The sequence below is a fragment of the Micromonospora sp. NPDC049580 genome, assembly GCF_040675595.1.
Classification (GTDB): Bacteria; Actinomycetota; Actinomycetes; order Mycobacteriales; family Micromonosporaceae; genus Micromonospora.
Map to the genome: position 1 here is coordinate 1 of NZ_JBFAPG010000079.1, position 17371 is coordinate 17371.

Below are 17371 nucleotides of genomic sequence, written 5' to 3' on the forward strand. Positions count from 1 at the left end.
GACATTTTCCGTTCCGCGTGAACGGAAACTGTCCAAGATCTGCGGCGGTGAGCCCTCGCGGGTGTCAGGCGCGGCGGGCGACCTGGGTGACGAACGCGCGCCAGGCCGTCGGCGCGAAGGCGAGCGCCGGGCCGCTCGGGTCCTTGGAATCGCGTACGCCGATCACGCCGGGCAGGTTGTCGGCGACCTCGACACAGTTGCCACCGTTGCCGCTGCTGCGGCTGCTCTTGCGCCACCGGGCGCCGTTCAGCTCCATGTCTCCGCCACTTCCGTCATCAGATCGACCGACTGCCAGTGCGACAGCGCCTCGCCGCGCACGTTTTCCCATGCCGCCATCATGGCCGCGATGTCGTCGGGGTCGCTAGCGACTTGTCCCTGAAGCTGGTTGTCCAGGTAGCCGGCGACCCGATGGTCGTGGCTGTGGGCGATCACGAACGGCCCGTTGAGGCCGGCGTACGCGCCGACCGCGCTGGGCACCACGTGCACCCGGATGTGCGGCTCCGCGCAGGCGGCGACCACGGCCAGCAGCTGCTCGCGCATGGTCGCCCGGCCGCCCACCGGCCGGCGGAGGATCGCCTCGTCGATGACGGCCGTGAACTGCGGCGGGTCGTCCCGCTTCAGCACGCCCTGCCGGTTGAGCCGCACGGTGAGGTGCCGCTCGATCTCGCCGCGGGGGATCAGGCCCGCGCCGCCGAGGACCGCGCGGGCGTACGCCTCGGTCTGGAGCAGGCCCGGCAGGACGGTTGACTCGAATGAGCGCAGCGACACCGCCTCGCGCTCGATCTCCTGCCACGGACGAAACCAGATGGGGTCACGACGTCTTGAAGTGTCCGGCCAGATGTCCGACACGTCCTTGTGGAGGGCTTCCGCTGCCGCGAACCGGTGCCGAGGATGCGGGATGCGGCCCTCGGTCAGCCAGCGCGCCACGGTCTTCGGGTCGACGCCGACGGTCTCGGCGAGCGATTCGGTGGTGTGCCCGGTGTCGTTCAGTGCCACCCGCAGCGCGTCGTTCACGGCCCCTCCATCGGATGTCTCGAATATCTGAGAACCATATAGCTACGCCCTGTATCTGCCCGGTGACGCGCCCGAGGGTGGTTGCAGAAGACGGCGTGGCCGGTGGAGGCGCAGCAACCCGGCGGTCGGCGTCAGTCCGGGGTCGCCCCGACGCGGAGGCGGGGTGACTCCCTCCACCAGCGAAGGAGGCTGACTCTTGCCCCGCCGTCGCCACCGGAACCACCTGCCGATCCGACCCACCTGGCGATGTCAGGCGTGCGGCATCGCCTGGCCCTGCTCGCCAGCGAAACTGCGACTGCTCGGGGAGTACCGGCAGGACCGGCTGGCGTTGACCATCTACCTGGCGACGCTCCAGGCCGAGGCCGGTGAACACCTCCGGGACGTCGACCCGGCCCGGCTCACCGAGCGCTTCTTCTCCTGGACTCGCGCCCGGGGGTGAGAGTCTGGGCACGGTACGCGCCGCCGTGGACCTCTGCCGGCCCGCCGACGGGAGGTCCGGCGGGCGGTCTGGCTCCAGATCTTGGACAATTTCCGTTAGCTCCGAACGGAAACTGTCCAAGATCTCGTCGTTTCGGCGCGCGGGCCAGCCGCGCCAGCCCTCGAAGACGCGGCCGCAAAGCTCGCTCCGCCGGTCAGGGTCGCCAGATCACGATGTCGATGTCGCGTCGTCGCTCGGCGAAGCGGCCGTCCCGCGCCGTCGCCGTCAACAGCTCGCGCAGGTCGGCCTCGAACGCGGGCCGCCGATCGCCGAACAGGTGCGGTGCCGAACTGGACAGCGAGAACACCGCCGAGACGATCTCGTCCACCGGGCGTTCCACGACCATCCCCTGTTCGACAGTGACCCGGGTGGGGCCGGTGAAGCCCGCCGCGAGCATGATCTCGCCCTCGCCGCTGGGGGTGCCGGCGGGCAGCGACCCCTGACCGGCCCGGCGCACCGGCCCCAGGTAGCGCGCGACCAGCTCGGTGATCTGCGGCCAGGGCGGTCGCGGGTAGGGCAACCTGTCGTCGTTTCCGGTCACGCCCTGATGAGTGGTGGCGCTGACGTGGACCCAGGCCCCGTCGGGCGCGAGCATGTCGCGGACTCGCCGGGCCACCAACGGCCGGTCCATCCAGTGGAACGACTGGGCGAACGTCGCCACCCGGAACGTACCCAGGTCGGCCGGCAGAGCCTCGGCGCGCAGGTGCCGCCACTCGACGGCGGTGGCCCCCGACTCGGCGGCTCTGCGCTGCGCCTCGGCGAGCATGTCCCGGTCGGGGTCGACCCCCACCGCCGCCTCGAACAGCGGCGCCAGCAGCAGCGTCAACGACCCGGGGCCACACCCGACGTCCAGGAGGCGACCGGTGCCATCCAGGTCGAGCGCCGTACGGATGGCGTCGACGAGTTCGGGCGGATAGGGCAGCCGGCCCACGCTGTAGTGGTGCGCGCTGCCCGCGTACAACGTCTCGTCCCACTCCCACGCGGTCTCGGCCATGGCGTCGATGAGACCACAGCAAGAACGCCCAGCCGACCTGTTATCGGTCTGCTGGGCGTTTCTGCTGCTCAGGCGAGCGGAGGATACGAGATTCGAACTCGTGAGGGTGTAAACCCAACACGCTTTCCAAGCGTGCGCCCTAGGCCTCTAGGCGAATCCTCCGCGAGCCAGGATACAGGCCCTTGCCGGCCGGGCCACCCCACCACCCCCTGAAGATCGACGAGCCGTCGGGTAGGGTTGGCGTCACCTCCCGTGCGGCGGTATCTCGTGAACCTCCCCAGGGCCGGAAGGCAGCAAGGATAAGCGAGCTCTGCCGGGTGCACGGGAGGCCTTTTTGTCTCCGGGGCCTTGATCCACTCCAGGTCGCCGATGTGGGGCTGTTCTGGGCCGTGGATACCGCCACGTCGCCGAGATGGAGTCGATCAAGCGCGGCAACCCGGGGTAACCCAAGCTGCCCGGCGGGGTGGGTGGTCACCCGCGCCCGACCGGCGCAGAATGGCTCGGTCGAGAGGAGGCGGGACGAGTGACGCTGGCGCTCTACCGCAAGTACCGGCCACGTACCTTCGCCGAGGTCATCGGGCAGGAGCACGTCACCGAGCCGTTGTCGCAGGCGTTGCGCAGCGGCCGGCTCAACCACGCCTACCTCTTCTCCGGCCCCCGTGGCTGCGGCAAGACGTCCAGCGCCCGGATCCTGGCCCGCTCGCTCAACTGCGAGCAGGGCCCCACCCCCGAGCCGTGCGGCAAGTGTGAGTCGTGCCGCTCGCTCGCCATCGACGGCGCCGGCTCCATCGACGTGATCGAGATCGACGCGGCCAGCCACGGTGGTGTCGACGACGCCCGTGAGCTGCGCGAGCGCGCGTTCTTCGCGCCAGCCAGCAGCCGCTTCAAGATCTACGTGATCGACGAGGCGCACATGGTCTCGACCCAGGGCTTCAACGCCCTGCTCAAGCTCGTCGAGGAGCCCCCGGAGTACGTCAAGTTCATCTTCGCCACCACCGAGCCGGAGAAGGTCCTCGGCACGATCCGGTCGCGGACCCACCACTACCCGTTCCGGCTGATCCCGCCGAAGATCCTCCGCCCGTACCTGGAGCAGCTCACCCAGGCCGAGGGCGTCGCCGTCGAGCCGGCGGTCTTCCCGCTGGTGGTTCGCGCCGGTGGCGGCAGCGCCCGGGACAGCCTCTCCGTGCTCGACCAGCTCATCGCCGGCGCCGGCCCGGAGGGCGTCAGCTACGCCCGCGCCGCCGCGCTGCTCGGGGTCACCGACGCCGCGTTGATCGACGAGATGTGCGACGCGCTGGCCGCCGGTGACGGCGCCGCCGCGTACGCCACCGTCGACCGGGTCGCCGAGGCCGGGCACGACCCGCGCCGGTTCGCCTCCGACCTGCTGGAACGGCTGCGCGACCTGATCGTGATCCAGCAGGTGCCGGACGCCGCCGCGAAGGGCCTCATCGACGGCCCCGCCGACCAGATCGAGCGGATGGCCGCCCAGGCGTCCCAACTCGGCCCGGCCACGCTCTCCCGCTGCGCCGACATCGTGCACGACGGCCTGGTGGAGATGCGCGGCACCACCGCGCCCCGCCTGCTGCTGGAGCTGATCTGCGCCCGGATGCTGCTGCCCGGCGTGGACGACTCCGCCGGCGGCCTCCTCCAGCGCCTCGAACGGATGGAACGCCGGCTCACCCTGGGCAGCACCGACGCGCCGTCGGCCGCCGCCGGCTCCGCGTCAGCAGCCCACCAAGGGGTACGCCCACAGCACGCCCCTCCGGTCCCGGCTGCCGCCACCCCGGCACCCGCCAATGCCCCGACCTCCGCACCGCCGTGGGACGTCGACCCGACCGCGTCCCCGACCCCCGGCGCGCGGGCCGCAGACACTGCGAGCTCGGGCGTTGTGGGTTCGGGCGTTGTGGGTTCGGGTGCTGTGGGTTCGGGCGCTCGCGTTCCCGGCGTACCGGCCGCGCACGCGCCATCGAGGGCCGACTCACCGATTCCGGCCTCGCCCGGTGCGTCGGCCGTCGCCGCGTCGACCTCCACTGATCCGGCCGCTGCACCCGTCTCGCCGGCCCCGCGTCGCGTGGTGCCGCCGTCGGCCGTGCTGCCCGACCCGGCGACACCCGTGCCGCCTCGCCCCGGTGCGCCGGCCGCCGCGCTGGACGCGGTGGCCGTTCGCCGGGCCTGGCCCGACGTGGTCGGCAAGGTCAACCGGACCAACAAGCGGATCGCCGCCCTCATGCGCGACGCGGTGGTGCGGGAACTCGACGGCGACATGCTGGTGCTGACGGTGAAGTCCACCGTGCTGGCCAAGATGATGGCCGACCACTCGGCGGTGCTCACCGACGCGCTCTACGAGGAGCTGGGCGGACGCTGGCAGATCCGCTGCGAGGTGGCCGGCGAGCGGGGTGGCGTGTCGCTGTCCGGCCCACCGCGCTCCCAGCCGGCCGCGCCGCCCCGCCCGACCGCTGCCGCGCCGGCACCGACCGCGCCGACCTCGGCCGCTCCGACCGCTGCCGCGCAGCCGTCCGCGCCGGCCGCTGCCGTGCCGGCCGCTGCCGCCCAGCCGTTCGCGCCGACCCCGACCGCTCCGACCTCTGCCGCGCAGCCGACCGCGCCGACCCAGGCCGCGCCGACCGCGGTTGCGCCGACGTCGGCCTCGGTTGCCGCGCCGGCCGCTGCCGCCGCGTCGCCTGCTTCGGCGGATGTCCGACCTGCCCCCACGAACACATCGCCCAACGTGTCTCCGGCCTCGACGAACACGGCCGCCGCGGCTGGCTCGACGAACACCCCGGCGGCTGCGACACCTGACGACGAGGACGACTGGCCGGAGGCTGCGCGCCCCGGTGGCAATGCTCCCGCCGCCCAGGCGACGGATGACGACGACTGGCCGGAGGCCGCCCGGCCGGGCGGTACCGCCGTGGACGACCGCGACTCCGCCTCGGGCGGCTCCTCCGCACCCGTGTCGACAGGCGTGAACGGCGCCGACGCGGCCCACACCAAATCGAACGGTGCCGGCCCGGGGGCGAACGGTGGCGGCTCCGGCGGCTCCGGCGCCGTGACCGGTCAGCCGGACGCACGGGCGGCCAACCCGACGCCGGCGGCCCGGCAGCCGGCGGCAGCCGGTGGCGCACCGGTGAGCAGCGCCATCGCCGCCGCACGAGCGGCGGCGGCGGGGCGCGGCGCGCGTACCGCATCGGCGGCCCGGCCCGTCGCGGACGCCGAATGGGCCGGCGAACCGCCTTACGACCCGGACTTCGACGGCCCGCAGCGCGGGAGGCGCCCGAGCGGCGCGGCACCGGCGGCGGTACCGACCTACGAGGGGTTCGACCCGGGCGACGAACCGTTGGACGAGGTCATCGACGAGAAGACCGCCCGGGAGTCGAGCGAGGAGCAGGCGGTACGGCTGCTCCGGGAGACCTTCGGCGCCGAGAAGATCGACGAGGTGGACGCCCGCTGACGCCCTGCCCCGTCGATCATGAAGTGGTGTGGCTCTCGGCCGACACCGCGGCCTCCTGAGCGACGGGGCCGGGCGGGGTTTCGGCGAGCAGGGCGCCCAGGCAGCAGGCCCACACGGGGAAGGGCAGCACTGCTACGCGTTCCATACCGCCCACTCCGATCCCGAAACCCTGCTGGGCGAAGAACAGCACGGTCCCCGCAAGCGCGGTCAACCCGGCGGCAAGGGTGAGCGCTCGCCACCGGCCGAGCACCGTGGTGTGCGGCGCGAAGCCGGCGAGGAGCAGCCCGACGTTGCCCAGTCCCATGATCAGGAATGCGCCGAGGACGTGCAGGTTCTCGTCGACGTCGGCCGGGTAGCGGGCCGCCAGGGCGTACCCGCCGGCCGCCAGCAACAGCAGCGTCTGCGCGGAGCGCACCACCGCGCCGCGACCGAGCAACCGCCAGGTCAGCAGGAGCCCGGCGGCGAGCAGCACGGCCGTGGCCAGTGTCGCGGCGTTCATCAACGGGTGCCAGGGGGAGCAGACGTACCGGGGTCGGGTGGTGTCCCAGATGCCGCAGTGGACGTTGCCGAGGTCGCTGATGTTGTGGCTGGCCCAGCTGTAGGCCGGCTCGCGCCAGCGCAGGCCGGTGACCAGGCTGGCGACGAGGAAGACCGGTGCGGCGATCACCCAGCACAGTGCGCCGACCCGGCCCGCGGGGTTGAGGTTCATGCTGTCGAGCAGACCAGCGCGGTGGGTGCCGACGCACTACCCGCAGAGGGCCGGTTCGGGGTGGTGCCAGCCATACCTAGCGGGTCGTTCGGGCGGGCGGCTCGTCGGCCGGTTGTGAACCCGGTCGTTCCCGGCCCGCGTGCGGAAGCCGGCATGCCCGGCGTGGGCGGACGCACCGGGCGGGGCGGGGTCGGTCCCAGCGGTTAGGCTGGTCGGCGGCCGAGCAGACGAGTGCGAGAAGGAGCCATCCGTGCGCCCAGGTGGACAGCCGAACATGCAGCAGATGCTGAAGCAGGCGCAGAAGATGCAGCAGCAGATCGCCGCCGCCCAGGCCGAGCTGGCCGAGGCCGAGCTGACCGGCACGGCCGGCGGAGGGCTGGTCACCGCGACCGTCTCCGGCTCCGGTGACCTGAAGGCCATCAAGATCGACCCGAAGGCCGTCGACCCGGACGACGTGGAGACCCTCGAAGACCTGGTGGTCGCGGCCGTGCACAACGCCGCCGAGGCCGCGCGCGAGTTGACCGAGCGCAAGATGGGTCCGGTCGCCGGCGGCATGGGCGGCCTCGGCCTGCCCGGTTTCTGAGCCGGCAGATGTACGAAGGCGCCATCCAGGATCTGATCGACGAGCTGGGACGACTGCCGGGCGTGGGCCCGAAGAGCGCCCAGCGGATCGCGTTCCACGTCCTGTCGGCCGACCCGGCCGACGTCAACCGGCTGGCCGGCGCGCTGCGCAAGGTCAAGGAGCTGGTGCGCTTCTGCACGACCTGTTACAACGTGGCCGAGTCCGAGCAGTGCCGGATCTGCCGCGATCAGCGCCGCACCGACGAGGTGCTGTGCGTGGTGGAGGAACCCAAGGACGTGGTGGCCATCGAGCGGACCGGTGAGTTCCGCGGTCGCTACCACGTGCTCGGCGGCGCGATCAATCCGCTAGAGGGGATCGGCCCGGACAACCTGCGCATCCGCGAGCTGATGACCCGGTTGAGCGGCGGCGCGGTCCGGGAGTTGATCCTGGCCACCGATCCGAACACGGAGGGCGAGGCGACCGCCACCTATCTGGCGCTGATGGTGAAGCCGATGGGGATCGCGGTGACCCGGCTGGCCAGTGGGCTGCCCGTTGGCGGCGATCTGGAGTACGCCGACGAGATCACCCTGGGCCGGGCCTTCGAGGGCCGCCGAGCCGTCTGACCCCCCACAGACTGTCGGGGGTGGGCTACAACTGAGTGGGTCCGTGCGACGAGCGCGGGCCCACCGGCGTACCCGGGGGAGGTGGCGTGTGGCGACGCGGCGGCCGGACCAGCGGTCCTGGGCTCCGGCGGTGCTGGTGGTCGTGCTGGCCCTGGTGATCGCTGGCGTCATCGTGGCGATCGAGGTGGGGAGCCGGCGACTGGCCGCGGACACCCGCGCGGAGGAGGCCGGGGCCGAAGCCGCCGTGACCCGTGACGCCCAGGCGTACGCCGCCGCGGTGGTCGCCACCGGCGACCCGGCGCCGACCGACGAACGGTTGGCGGTGGTCGCGGAGGGTGCCCGGGTCGAGGTTCGGGAGGTTCGCCGGACTTCCGGCCTGGTGGTGGTCGTGTACGGTTCCGCCCCTGTCGGCACGTTGTTCGGAGCGAGCAACCTGACCGCCTGCCACCGCGTGACCTTCCACGACCTGGGTACCGCTGCGGCGGGTTCGGCCGTCGAGCGGCTGGCCGCCTGCCCACCACCCGTGGCCTGGCCGTCGCCCTCCTGACGCGTCCCGAGGTCGTCGGCAACCGGCGTCGACGGCTGGCTTCGTGGCGTCGGGTCATGTGTCGCTCTATGTATTCGCCGTGCCGTCGACTGTCAGACGTCCGCGCAAGGTGTCGGCTTGGTAGCGATTGCCTGACGGCCGTTCCGCTTCCGGTGTTACATGTCATAGCCTCCCGCACACGGACCGAGCCACAGCTCGGCGTGGTCATGCGCATGACAGAGGTGAGAGATGCAGGCGAGAAGGCTTAAATCGGCTGTGGCCATCGCGGCCGTTGCCGCTCTGGCGGTCGGCGCGGCCGGCTGCGCGAAGAGCGAGCGCGACGGTGGCAGTGGCGAGGCCAAGACTGGCGGCACCTTCATCTTCGCGGGTGCCGGTGACCCGAAGAACTTCGATCCGATCTTCAACGATGACGGTGAGTCGTTCCGGCCGGTCCGGCAGATGTTCGACACCCTGGTGAGCCACAAGCCGGGCACCGCGGAGCTGCAGGGCGGCCTGGCCGAGAGTTGGGAGCACGACCCCGAGGGCAAGGTCTGGACGTTCAAGCTCCGCCAGGGTGTGAAGTTCCACGACGGCACACCGTTCGACGCCGCGGCGGTCTGCTTCAACTTCGACCGTTGGTACAACATGAAGGGCGCTGCCGCCCAGTCCCAGATGATCTACTACATGGACGTCTTCGGGGGCTTCGCCAACAACGAGAGCCCGGACGCCGGCAAGGCGATCTACAACAAGTGTGAGGCGAAGGACGGCGGCACCGCCGTCGTCACCCTCAACCAGTACAAGGGGGCGTTCCCCGGCGCGTTCGCGCTGACCTCGCTCTCGATCGCCAGCCCTGAGGCGCTGAAGAAGTACGACGCCAACACGGTGAAGCAGAACGGCGACTCGTTCGAGTACAGCGCGTTCGCCACCACCAACCCGGTCGGCACCGGCCCGTTCACCTTCGGTGGCTGGGACAAGGCCAAGAACGAGATCACCCTGAACCGCAACGCGGACTACTGGGGTGACAAGGCCAAGGTCGACAAGGTGATCATCAAGGTCATCAAGGACGAGAGCACCCGCAAGCAGGAGCTCCGCGCCGGCACCGTCCAGGGCATCGACTTCCCGGCCCCGGCCGACCGCAAGGCGCTGGAGGGTGAGGGCTTCCAGGTCATCAACCGCCCGGCGTTCAACGTCCTCTACCTGGGCCTCAACCAGAAGAACCCGAAGCTCAAGGACCTGCGGGTGCGCCAGGCGATCGCCTACGCGCTCAACCGCCAGCAGCTGGTGCAGACCAAGGGCCCGGGTGGCGCCAAGGTCGCCGACGAGTTCATGCCGGACACCGTGCTCGGCTACGCCCCGGACGTGCAGAAGTACGAGTACAACCCGGACAAGGCCAAGCAGCTCCTCAAGGAGGCCGGCGCCGAGGGTCTGACGCTGAACTTCTACTACCCGCCGGACGTCTCCCGGCCGTACATGCCGAACCCGCAGGAGATCTTCACCGTCCTCGCCAACGACCTCCAGGCCGTGGGCATCAAGGTCAACGGTGTGCCTCGCCCGTGGAACGGTGGCTTCAAGGACGACGTGCAGCAGTTCGGCAAGCAGGACCTGCACATCCTCGGCTGGACCGGTGACTACAACGACCCGGGCAACTTCGTCGGCACGTTCTTCGGCCGGGCCAAGGTCGAGTTCGGCGACCAGTCGATGACCGAGATGTTCGACGCGATCACCAAGGCCGACGGCACTGTCGACGACGCCGGCAAGAAGGCGGCCTGGGAGCAGGTCAACCGGGACATCGCCGCCAAGTGGCTGCCGGCCGTGCCGCTCTGGCACGCCCCGCCGGCCATCGTCGTCACCAAGGACGTCAAGGGCATGGTGGCCAGCCCGTTGACCGACGAGCGATTCAACACGGTCAGCGTCAGCAAGTGACGTCCCTCGGCTGAGGCCGTAGGCGTGATCGGCCCGGGTCCGGGGTTCCTCCCGGCCCGGGCCGATCCGCGATTCATCGAGAGTCTGGTGTGTGAGAGATGTTGCGAGTCATAGTCCGCCGCCTGTTGCAGCTGGTGGTGACCCTCATAGCGCTGTCGGCGCTGATCTTCATCTGGCTGCGGAACCTGCCCGGTGGCCCGGTCGAGGCGCTGCTCGGCGAGCGGGCCACGCCCGAGCGCCGCGTGCTGCTGACCAAGGCGCTCGGCTACGACCAGCCGATCCTGGTGCAGTACGGCAAGTTCATGCAGCGAGTCGTCACCGGCGACTTCGGCAACTCGATCCGGACCGGTGACCCGGTCACCGAGGTCATCAGCCGCGCCTTCCCGGCCACCATCGAACTGGCCCTCGCCGCGATGATCATCGCGGTCGGACTCGGGGTGCCGCTCGGCTACCTCGCCGCTCGCTGGCGCGGACGATCGCTGGACAACCTCACCATCGCCGGCACCCTGCTCGGCATCTCCATCCCGATCTTCTTCCTGGGCTATCTGCTCAAGGACGTCTTCACCCAGAACATCCACTGGTTCCCGCCGTCCGGACGGCTCACCACGGGTCTGGACAACACCCACGTCACCGGCTTCTTCGTGCTCGACGGCCTGCTCACCCGGGAGTTCGACGCCAGCGCGGACGCGCTGTGGCACCTGATCCTGCCGGCGATCACGCTCGCCACCATCCCGCTGGCGGTGATCGTGCGGATCACCCGGGCCAGCGTGCTCGACGTCCTCAACGAGGACTACGTGCGGACCGCCGAGGCCAAGGGCCTGCGGCACCGCACCATCCGCGGCCGGCACATCCTGCGCAACGCGCTGCTCCCGGTGGTCACCACCATCGGCCTGCAGACCGGCGCGCTCCTCTCCGGCGCGGTGCTCACCGAGAAGGTCTACAACTGGGGTGGCATCGGCACGCTGATCACTGACTCGATCAGCGGCGGCCGGGACTACCCGGTGCTCCAGGCGATCATCCTGCTCGCGGCGCTGGTCTTCGTGGTGGTCAACCTGCTGGTCGACCTCTCCTACGCCTTCATCGACCCCAGGGTGCGTGTGCGATGAGTGACCCCATCACCCAGGCCGGAGCGCCGACGCCCCGCAGCGGGGACGACAAGCCCCGCCCCGGCATGAGCGAACGCAGCATCGGCGTGCTCGGCGACCGCAAGAAGGCACGACTGGACGAGTTGGCCCGCGCCAGCGCGTCCGACCGGGGCGGCATCAGCCTTGTCCGCGACGCCGTGCGCCGGCTGCGGCGCAACCCGGTCGCCATCGTCGGCGCCAGCATCGTCGGACTGTTCGTCCTGGTGGCGATCTTCGCCCCGCTCATCGCGCCGCACGACCCGGTGCAGCGCTTCGAGGAGCTCACGAAGAACCTCACCGTGGACAGCATCCCGGGCGCCAGCGGTGACTTCCCGCTCGGCTCCGACCCGCTCGGCCGGGACTTCCTGACCCGGATGATCTACGGGGCGCGGCAGACGCTGTTCGTGGGCGTGCTCGCCACCCTCATCGGTCTGGCTCTCGGTGTGCTGATCGGCGCGGTCGCCGGCGCCTTCGGCGGTTGGGTCGACGTCGTCCTGATGCGACTCACCGACGTGATGCTGGCCCTGCCGAGCCTGCTGCTCGCGATCACCCTGGTCGCGATGGCCAGCCGATCGAGCCAGTGGACGGTCATCTTCGCGGTGGCCATCGTCAACGTGCCGATCTTCGCCCGACTGCTGCGCGGCTCGATGCTTGCCCAGCGGGAGAGCGACCACGTGCTCGCCGCCCGCGCGCTCGGCGTCAAGGAGCGCAACATCGTGCTGCGGCACATGCTGCCCAACTCACTGACCGCCGTGATCGTGCAGGCCACCCTGACCTTCGCGGTGGCCATCCTGGACGCCGCGGCGCTCTCGTTCCTGGGCCTCGGCGACCCGGACATCAACCGGGCCGAGTGGGGCCTGATGCTCGGCGTGGACGGTCAGCGCTACTTCGAGGTCCGTCCGGAGCTGGCGTACTACCCGGCGCTCGCGATCATCGTGGTCGCGCTCGGCTTCACCCTGCTGGGTGAGGCGATGCGCGAGGCGATCGACCCGAAGAACCGGCGGTGACCGCGGTGCGCGCAATCAGCACGGCCGGCGTGAGCCGGCGAGAGGAAGTGACCCGATGAGCCTGCTCGACGTCCGTGACCTGAGCGTCGTGTTCCAGCGGCGGGGCGAGCGGCCCTTCACCGCCGTCGACAAGGTCAGCTTCACCGTGGAGCCGGGGCAGACCGTCGGCCTGGTCGGCGAGTCCGGCTGCGGCAAGAGCGTGACCAGCCTGGCCATCATGGGCCTGCTGCCCAAGCGGGGCAACAAGGTCAGCGGCGAGGTGCACTTCGACGGCGCCGACCTGCTGAAGCTGCGACCGGACGACATGCGGGACCGGCGCGGCCGGGAGATCAGCATGATCTTCCAGGACCCGTTGTCGTCGCTGAACCCGGTCATCCCGATCGGCGTCCAGGTGGCCGAGGTGCTGGAACGCCACCAGGGCCGGGACCGCAAGCAGGCGCTGCGGGAAGCACGCGACCTGCTCGACGCCGTCGGGATTCCCGACCCGCAACGGCGACTCAGCGAGTACCCGCACCAGATCTCCGGCGGCATGCGCCAGCGCGCGCTGATCGCCATCGCACTGGCCTGCAAGCCTCGGCTGCTGATCGCCGACGAGCCGACCACCGCGCTCGACGTGACCATCCAGGCGCAGATCCTCACCCTGCTCAAGCAGTTGGTCGACGAGACCGGCACCGCGCTCGTGATGATCACGCACGACCTGGGCGTGGTGGCCGGGCTCTGTGACACAGTCAACGTGCTCTACGGCGGCAAAGTCGTGGAGCGGGCCCGACGGCACGAGCTGTTCGCGCACGCCCGGCACCCGTACACCCACGGGTTGCTCAACTCGGTGCCGCGGCTGGACTCACCCCGCGGTGAGCGGCTGCACGCCATCCGCGGGTCGGTCTCCGACAACATCCCGTGGACCGAGGGGTGCGCGTTCGCCCCCCGGTGCGACAACGTCGTGGACGCCTGCCTGGAGGGGCCTCCGCCGCTCGAACCCACCGCCACCGGCGGCGACCTGCGCTGCAACAACCCCGTCTCCGAGGAGGTGGCGGCCCGATGACCGAAGAGACCACCCCGCTGATCGAGCTGCGCGACGTCAAGGTCCACTTTCCGATCAAGAGCGGTCTGCTCTTCGACCGGACCATCGGCTACGTCTACGCCGTCGACGGCGTGTCGCTGAGCATCCGCAAGGGCGAGACGTACGGCCTGGTCGGCGAGTCGGGCTGCGGCAAGTCGACGCTGGGCCGTGGCCTGCTCCGGCTCGTCGAGCCCACCGACGGCGAGATCGTCTTCGACGGCACCGACGTCCGCTCCCTCAAGGGCGAGGCGATGCGGCACGCCCGCCGCCGCATGCAGATGATCTTCCAGGATCCGCTCTCCAGCCTCGACCCTCGACAGTCGGTGGAGTCGCTGCTCGTGGAGGGCCTGAAGGCGCACGGGCTGGCCGGCGACAAGGCCGAGACGAACCGGCGGTTGCGCGAGACGCTGGAGGCGGTGGGCCTGCCCGCGTCGGCTCTCAGCAAGTACCCGCACGAGTTCTCCGGTGGCCAGCGCCAGCGAATCGGCATCGCCCGGGCCCTGGTGCTCAACCCGGACCTGATCGTCGCCGACGAGCCGGTCTCCGCACTGGACGTGTCGATCCAGGCGCAGGTGCTCAACCTGCTCGAGGACCTGCAGAACGAGCGCGGCCTGACGTACCTGATCATCGCGCACGACCTGGCGGTGGTCCGGCACATCGCCGACACGGTGGGCGTCATGTACCTGGGTGGTCTGGTGGAGGAGGCGTCCAGCGACGACCTCTACCGCGAGCCGATGCACCCGTACACCCGGGCGCTGATGTCCGCGGTGCCGGTGCCCGACCCGGTCGTCGAGGACCGTCGGGAGCGCATCCTGCTCGCCGGCGACCTACCCTCGCCCACCAACCCGCCGTCGGGCTGCCGGTTCCACACCCGGTGCCCGTGGGCGCAGCCGACCCGCTGCGCCAGCGAGCGGCCGGCGCTGCGCGACGTGGTCGGCGGGCACCGGGTGGCCTGCCACTTCGCCGAGGACATCGCCGCCGGCCGGATCCGGCCACACGAGGTCGAGGTGGAGCTGGTGCGCCCGGCCGAGGGCACCGGCCCGCTCGACCCGCCGGGTGAGTTGATCCCGACGCCGTGACGACACAGTGAGGTGATCCGGCGCCGTGATGCCGCAGTAAGGTGATCCCGACGCCGTGACGAGACCGGGGGCCGTCCTGCCACAGGACGGCCCCCGGTCTCACGGGTCGACGGTGCCCGGGTGTGGCGTCAGCCCTCCGGGCGGTGCAGCAGGGCCACCGCCACGGCGTGCACCGCGTCCAGCCCCGCCGGGTCGGCGAGCGGCACCGAGCCGCCGGTCACCGCGTACCACTCGTCCGCGTCCTTGTACTGCACCCGCAGCGTGACCTTGCCGTCGGCGTACTCGGTGCGCAGGGTCAGCTCGCCGGTGACCACCCCGACCTCGTCGGTCATCACCCCGCCCGGACCGGGCACGATGTCGGCCGTGCGGCTCTGCGGGCCACCGGCGCCGTCGGAATCGGCGACCATGCCGGCCCCCGGCACGGCGGCCGAGGGTTCGGCGCTGCCATCCGCGGTCATGCCCGCCGCGGCCGGGCCTGTGTCACCCTTCGCCTCGCCGCCTGTCACGGCTCCCTCGCTCATCAGCAGCCCTCCAGCATGTCGGTCAGGGCGGCCTTCTCGGCACTGGTCACCGTCAGCCGCCAGTGGTGCTTGACCGCCACCCAGTCTTTGGCGTATTGGCACCAGTACGACCGGTTCGCCGGTTTCCACTGGGACGGGTCCTGGTCACCCTTTGCCCGATTGGAGGACGCGGAAACCGCGAGGAGCTGCGGCCGGGTCGTGTCGTTGGCGAAGTCGCCGCGCTTCGCGTCGTCCCACTCGTCGGCGCCCGAGCGCCACGCGTTGGCCAACGGCACCATGTGGTCGATGTCCACGTCGGAGGGATCGGTGGCGCTGCGACCGTCGTACGCGCTCTCCCAGCGACCGCCGACGACGTTGCAGCCGGACAGCTTCACGTCCTTGCCGTCGCGTTGCAGGATGCTGTCCCGCACGTCGCAGTTCTTACCCGTGTTCCGCCAGTGCGGAAAGCGGTCGCGGCTGTAGCCCTTCATCGAGCCGGCGTTGGCGACGGTCAGCTGGCCCAGCTGCTGCGCCGCGTTGCCGCCGTCCGTCGGTGGTGGCGGCGTTCCGGTCTCGTCCGGAGGGACGCAACCGGCTACGCCGAGCGCCAGCGCCGCGACGAGCGCGGTCACCGCCGCGCGCGGTCCTGATCTGGTACGCACAGACGACACCTCTCCAGCTTGCGGGCTCCCGGCGATTGCGCACAGTACCCGGGCATGGTTTCGGCGTTTCGTGGCGTCTCCCACATCGTGCAAGGCAGATTGGTGAGATGACCACAGCCGTACCGTCGCCCGCTCTGCGGATGGGCACCGCCGCCGGCCGGGGGACGCTGCTCGCCGCGGTGCTCGCCTCCGGCATGGTCTTCCTCGACAGCACCGTCGTCAACGTGGCGCTGCCGAAACTCGGCCAGGATCTCGGGGCCAACGTGGCCGATCTCCAGTGGACCGTGAACGGGTACCTGCTGATGCTGGCGGCGTTCGTGCTGCTCGGTGGGGCGCTCGGGGACCGCTTCGGCCGACGACGGGTCTTCCTGATCGGCGTGGCGTGGTTCACCCTGGCCTCGGTGCTGTGCGGGCTGTCCCAGGGCACCGGTTGGCTGATCGGGGCCCGGTTCCTCCAGGGCGCTGGCGGGGCGCTGCTCACCCCCGGCTCCCTGTCGGTGCTCCAGGCCAGCTTCCACCCGGACGACCGGGGGAAGGCGATCGGCGCCTGGGCCGGGTTGTCCGGTGTGTCCACCGCGCTGGGCCCGTTCCTCGGTGGCTGGCTGATCGACGCGCTGTCGTGGCGGTGGATCTTCTTCCTGAACCTGCCGATCGCCGTGCTGGTGGTGCTGGCCACCGCCCGCTGGGTGCCGGAGAGTCGCGACGAGAACGCCTCCCGGACGCAGGGGCCGGGCCGGACCCGACGCCGGTTCGACGTGGCCGGGGCGCTGCTCGGCGCGCTGGCGCTCGCCGGCGTCACGTACGCCCTGATCGACGCGCCCGCCCGGGGCTTCACCTCGGCGTCGGTGCTGATCTCCGCGCTGGTCGGGGTGGTGGCCGCGGTGGCCTTCGTCCTGCTGGAACGGCGGCGCGGCGACACGGCGATGCTGCCCACCGGGCTGTTCGGCAGCCGGCTCTTCTCCGTCCTGAACATCTTCACCGTGGTGGTCTACGCGGCGCTCAACGGCTTCACCTTCTTCTTCGCCGTCTACCTGCAGAACGTGGTCGAGTGGTCGGCCTTCCGCACCGGGATCTCGCTGCTGCCGATGACGGTGCTGCTGCTCATCGGGTCGGCCCGGGCGGGCGCGCTGTCGGCGCGGATCGGCCCCCGGCTGCTGCTGACCGTCGGGCCGGTGGTGGCCGCCGCCGGTCTGCTGCTGCTGCGCGGCGTCGGCCCGGGCGCGTCGTACTGGACCGACGTGCTGCCCGGGGTGCTGCTCTTCGGCCTCGGGCTGACCCTGGTGGTGGCGCCGCTGACCGCGTCGGTGCTCGCCGCGGTCGAGGACCGGTTCTCCGGGGTGGCCAGCGGCTTCAACAACGCCGCGTCCCGAGCGGGCGGTCTGCTCGCGGTGGCCGCGCTGCCGCTGCTGGTCGGCCTCTCCGGCGGCGGGTACGAGCAGAAGACCGAGCTGACCGACGCGTTCCGGGGAGCGCTGGCCTGGTGTGCGGGGCTGCTGCTGGCCGGAGCGGTGCTGGCCCTCGTGCTGGTGCACCGACCGCCCCGGGCGGCCCCGCCGTCGCAGCCCTGCCACTCGATGCCCGCCGCCACACCCCCGGCCCGCCGGGGGGGGGGTGGGGGGGCCCCGGGGACCCCCAGCCCAACGGGGGCGGCCGCGGGCGTGC

General features: G+C 71.3%; 17 protein-coding genes, 1 tRNA gene and 1 other RNA gene. 12 read left to right on the forward strand and 7 right to left on the reverse strand.

What is annotated here, in order from left to right; translation table 11 throughout:
• Positions 1 to 64 precede the first annotated feature (64 nt).
• Positions 65 to 256: a DUF397 domain-containing protein gene (locus AB0J68_RS09795; protein ID WP_363937553.1), complete on the reverse strand. Its 192-nt coding sequence runs from the start codon at positions 254 to 256 to the stop codon at positions 65 to 67.
• A complete protein-coding gene (locus tag AB0J68_RS09800; RefSeq protein WP_363937556.1) occupies positions 247 to 1014 on the reverse strand; it encodes a helix-turn-helix transcriptional regulator in 768 nt (255 codons plus the stop codon). The genes AB0J68_RS09795 and AB0J68_RS09800 overlap by 10 nt, the downstream gene beginning before the upstream one ends.
• Positions 1015 to 1210: 196 nt before the next feature.
• Between AB0J68_RS09800 and AB0J68_RS09805 the strand changes: the two genes are divergently transcribed.
• Positions 1211 to 1453 carry a flavin reductase gene (locus AB0J68_RS09805; RefSeq protein ID WP_354856438.1) on the forward strand — a complete coding sequence of 81 codons (243 nt, stop codon included), beginning with the start codon at positions 1211 to 1213 and terminating at the stop codon, positions 1451 to 1453.
• Between the two features lie 193 nt (positions 1454 to 1646).
• On the opposite strand, the gene AB0J68_RS09810 is transcribed toward AB0J68_RS09805, so the two are convergent.
• Positions 1647 to 2486, reverse strand: a complete 840-nt coding sequence (locus tag AB0J68_RS09810; protein ID WP_363937559.1) for a class I SAM-dependent methyltransferase — start codon at positions 2484 to 2486, stop codon at positions 1647 to 1649.
• Between the two features lie 77 nt (positions 2487 to 2563).
• Positions 2564 to 2648, reverse strand: a tRNA-Ser gene (locus AB0J68_RS09815).
• Positions 2649 to 2730: 82 nt separating this feature from the next.
• Between AB0J68_RS09815 and ffs the strand changes: the two genes are divergently transcribed.
• Positions 2731 to 2820: signal recognition particle sRNA small type (gene ffs / locus AB0J68_RS09820), an RNA gene on the forward strand.
• A gap of 189 nt (positions 2821 to 3009) precedes the next feature.
• Entirely contained in the window at positions 3010 to 5934 is a 2925-nt protein-coding gene (locus tag AB0J68_RS09825; protein WP_363937562.1) for a DNA polymerase III subunit gamma and tau, read from the forward strand.
• A gap of 16 nt (positions 5935 to 5950) precedes the next feature.
• Here the strand turns inward: AB0J68_RS09825 and AB0J68_RS09830 are convergent, their stop codons facing one another.
• Entirely contained in the window at positions 5951 to 6643 is a 693-nt protein-coding gene (locus AB0J68_RS09830; protein ID WP_363937565.1) for a DUF998 domain-containing protein, read from the reverse strand.
• Positions 6644 to 6917: 274 nt separating this feature from the next.
• Between AB0J68_RS09830 and AB0J68_RS09835 the strand changes: the two genes are divergently transcribed.
• The 8 genes from AB0J68_RS09835 to AB0J68_RS09870 all read left to right on the forward strand — a co-directional run bounded on the left by AB0J68_RS09835 (position 6918) and on the right by AB0J68_RS09870 (position 14547).
• The gene (locus AB0J68_RS09835) at positions 6918 to 7226 is read left to right on the forward strand and encodes a YbaB/EbfC family nucleoid-associated protein (RefSeq protein ID WP_220090758.1); all 309 of its coding nucleotides are present in this window, start codon (positions 6918 to 6920) and stop codon (positions 7224 to 7226) included.
• Positions 7227 to 7234: 8 nt separating this feature from the next.
• Entirely contained in the window at positions 7235 to 7828 is a 594-nt protein-coding gene (gene recR, locus AB0J68_RS09840) for a recombination mediator RecR (protein ID WP_234583245.1), read from the forward strand.
• Between the two features lie 88 nt (positions 7829 to 7916).
• The gene (locus tag AB0J68_RS09845) at positions 7917 to 8375 is read left to right on the forward strand and encodes a hypothetical protein (RefSeq protein ID WP_363937568.1); all 459 of its coding nucleotides are present in this window, start codon (positions 7917 to 7919) and stop codon (positions 8373 to 8375) included.
• Positions 8376 to 8603: 228 nt separating this feature from the next.
• Positions 8604 to 10277 carry an ABC transporter substrate-binding protein gene (locus AB0J68_RS09850; protein WP_363937569.1) on the forward strand — a complete coding sequence of 558 codons (1674 nt, stop codon included), beginning with the start codon at positions 8604 to 8606 and terminating at the stop codon, positions 10275 to 10277.
• Between the two features lie 98 nt (positions 10278 to 10375).
• Positions 10376 to 11383, forward strand: coding sequence for an ABC transporter permease (locus AB0J68_RS09855; protein WP_354856450.1), 1008 nt, complete (start codon positions 10376 to 10378; stop codon positions 11381 to 11383).
• A 65-nt stretch (positions 11384 to 11448) separates the two neighbouring features.
• Entirely contained in the window at positions 11449 to 12408 is a 960-nt protein-coding gene (locus AB0J68_RS09860; protein WP_354856549.1) for an ABC transporter permease, read from the forward strand.
• A 55-nt stretch (positions 12409 to 12463) separates the two neighbouring features.
• A complete protein-coding gene (locus AB0J68_RS09865; protein ID WP_363937572.1) occupies positions 12464 to 13450 on the forward strand; it encodes an ABC transporter ATP-binding protein in 987 nt (328 codons plus the stop codon).
• Positions 13447 to 14547 (forward strand): oligopeptide/dipeptide ABC transporter ATP-binding protein, encoded by a 1101-nt coding sequence (locus AB0J68_RS09870; RefSeq protein ID WP_354856455.1) that lies wholly within the window; start codon positions 13447 to 13449, stop codon positions 14545 to 14547. The genes AB0J68_RS09865 and AB0J68_RS09870 overlap by 4 nt, the downstream gene beginning before the upstream one ends.
• Before the next feature lie 128 nt (positions 14548 to 14675).
• Here AB0J68_RS09870 and AB0J68_RS09875 read toward each other — a convergent pair whose 3' ends face one another.
• Together AB0J68_RS09875 and AB0J68_RS09880 are read right to left on the reverse strand one after the other, a co-directional pair.
• Positions 14676 to 15068: a hypothetical protein gene (locus tag AB0J68_RS09875; RefSeq protein WP_355064857.1), complete on the reverse strand. Its 393-nt coding sequence runs from the start codon at positions 15066 to 15068 to the stop codon at positions 14676 to 14678.
• Positions 15068 to 15709, reverse strand: coding sequence for an HNH endonuclease family protein (locus AB0J68_RS09880; protein ID WP_355064859.1), 642 nt, complete (start codon positions 15707 to 15709; stop codon positions 15068 to 15070). The genes AB0J68_RS09875 and AB0J68_RS09880 overlap by 1 nt, the downstream gene beginning before the upstream one ends.
• A 107-nt stretch (positions 15710 to 15816) precedes the next feature.
• Between AB0J68_RS09880 and AB0J68_RS09885 the strand changes: the two genes are divergently transcribed.
• Positions 15817 to 17371, forward strand: a 1555-nt coding sequence (locus AB0J68_RS09885) for an MFS transporter (RefSeq protein WP_363937576.1), incomplete at its 3' end; no start/stop codon positions are given.

What these genes read in the sequence shown, in the direction of transcription:
- AB0J68_RS09875 (WP_355064857.1), bottom strand. Translation starts at nt 15,068, where the DNA reads ATGAGCGAGGGAGCCGTGACAGGCGGCGAGGCGAAGGGTGACACAGGC.
- AB0J68_RS09870 (WP_354856455.1), top strand. Translation starts at nt 13,447, where the DNA reads ATGACCGAAGAGACCACCCCGCTGATCGAGCTGCGCGACGTCAAGGTC.
- AB0J68_RS09865 (WP_363937572.1), top strand. Translation starts at nt 12,464, where the DNA reads ATGAGCCTGCTCGACGTCCGTGACCTGAGCGTCGTGTTCCAGCGGCGG.
- AB0J68_RS09795 (WP_363937553.1), bottom strand. Translation starts at nt 256, where the DNA reads ATGGAGCTGAACGGCGCCCGGTGGCGCAAGAGCAGCCGCAGCAGCGGC.
- AB0J68_RS09860 (WP_354856549.1), top strand. Translation starts at nt 11,449, where the DNA reads ATGAGCGAACGCAGCATCGGCGTGCTCGGCGACCGCAAGAAGGCACGA.
- AB0J68_RS09835 (WP_220090758.1), top strand. Translation starts at nt 6,918, where the DNA reads ATGCAGCAGATGCTGAAGCAGGCGCAGAAGATGCAGCAGCAGATCGCC.
- AB0J68_RS09810 (WP_363937559.1), bottom strand. Translation starts at nt 2,486, where the DNA reads ATGGCCGAGACCGCGTGGGAGTGGGACGAGACGTTGTACGCGGGCAGC.
- AB0J68_RS09855 (WP_354856450.1), top strand. Translation starts at nt 10,376, where the DNA reads ATGTTGCGAGTCATAGTCCGCCGCCTGTTGCAGCTGGTGGTGACCCTC.
- AB0J68_RS09850 (WP_363937569.1), top strand. Translation starts at nt 8,604, where the DNA reads ATGCAGGCGAGAAGGCTTAAATCGGCTGTGGCCATCGCGGCCGTTGCC.
- recR (WP_234583245.1), top strand. Translation starts at nt 7,235, where the DNA reads ATGTACGAAGGCGCCATCCAGGATCTGATCGACGAGCTGGGACGACTG.
- AB0J68_RS09830 (WP_363937565.1), bottom strand. Translation starts at nt 6,643, where the DNA reads ATGAACCTCAACCCCGCGGGCCGGGTCGGCGCACTGTGCTGGGTGATC.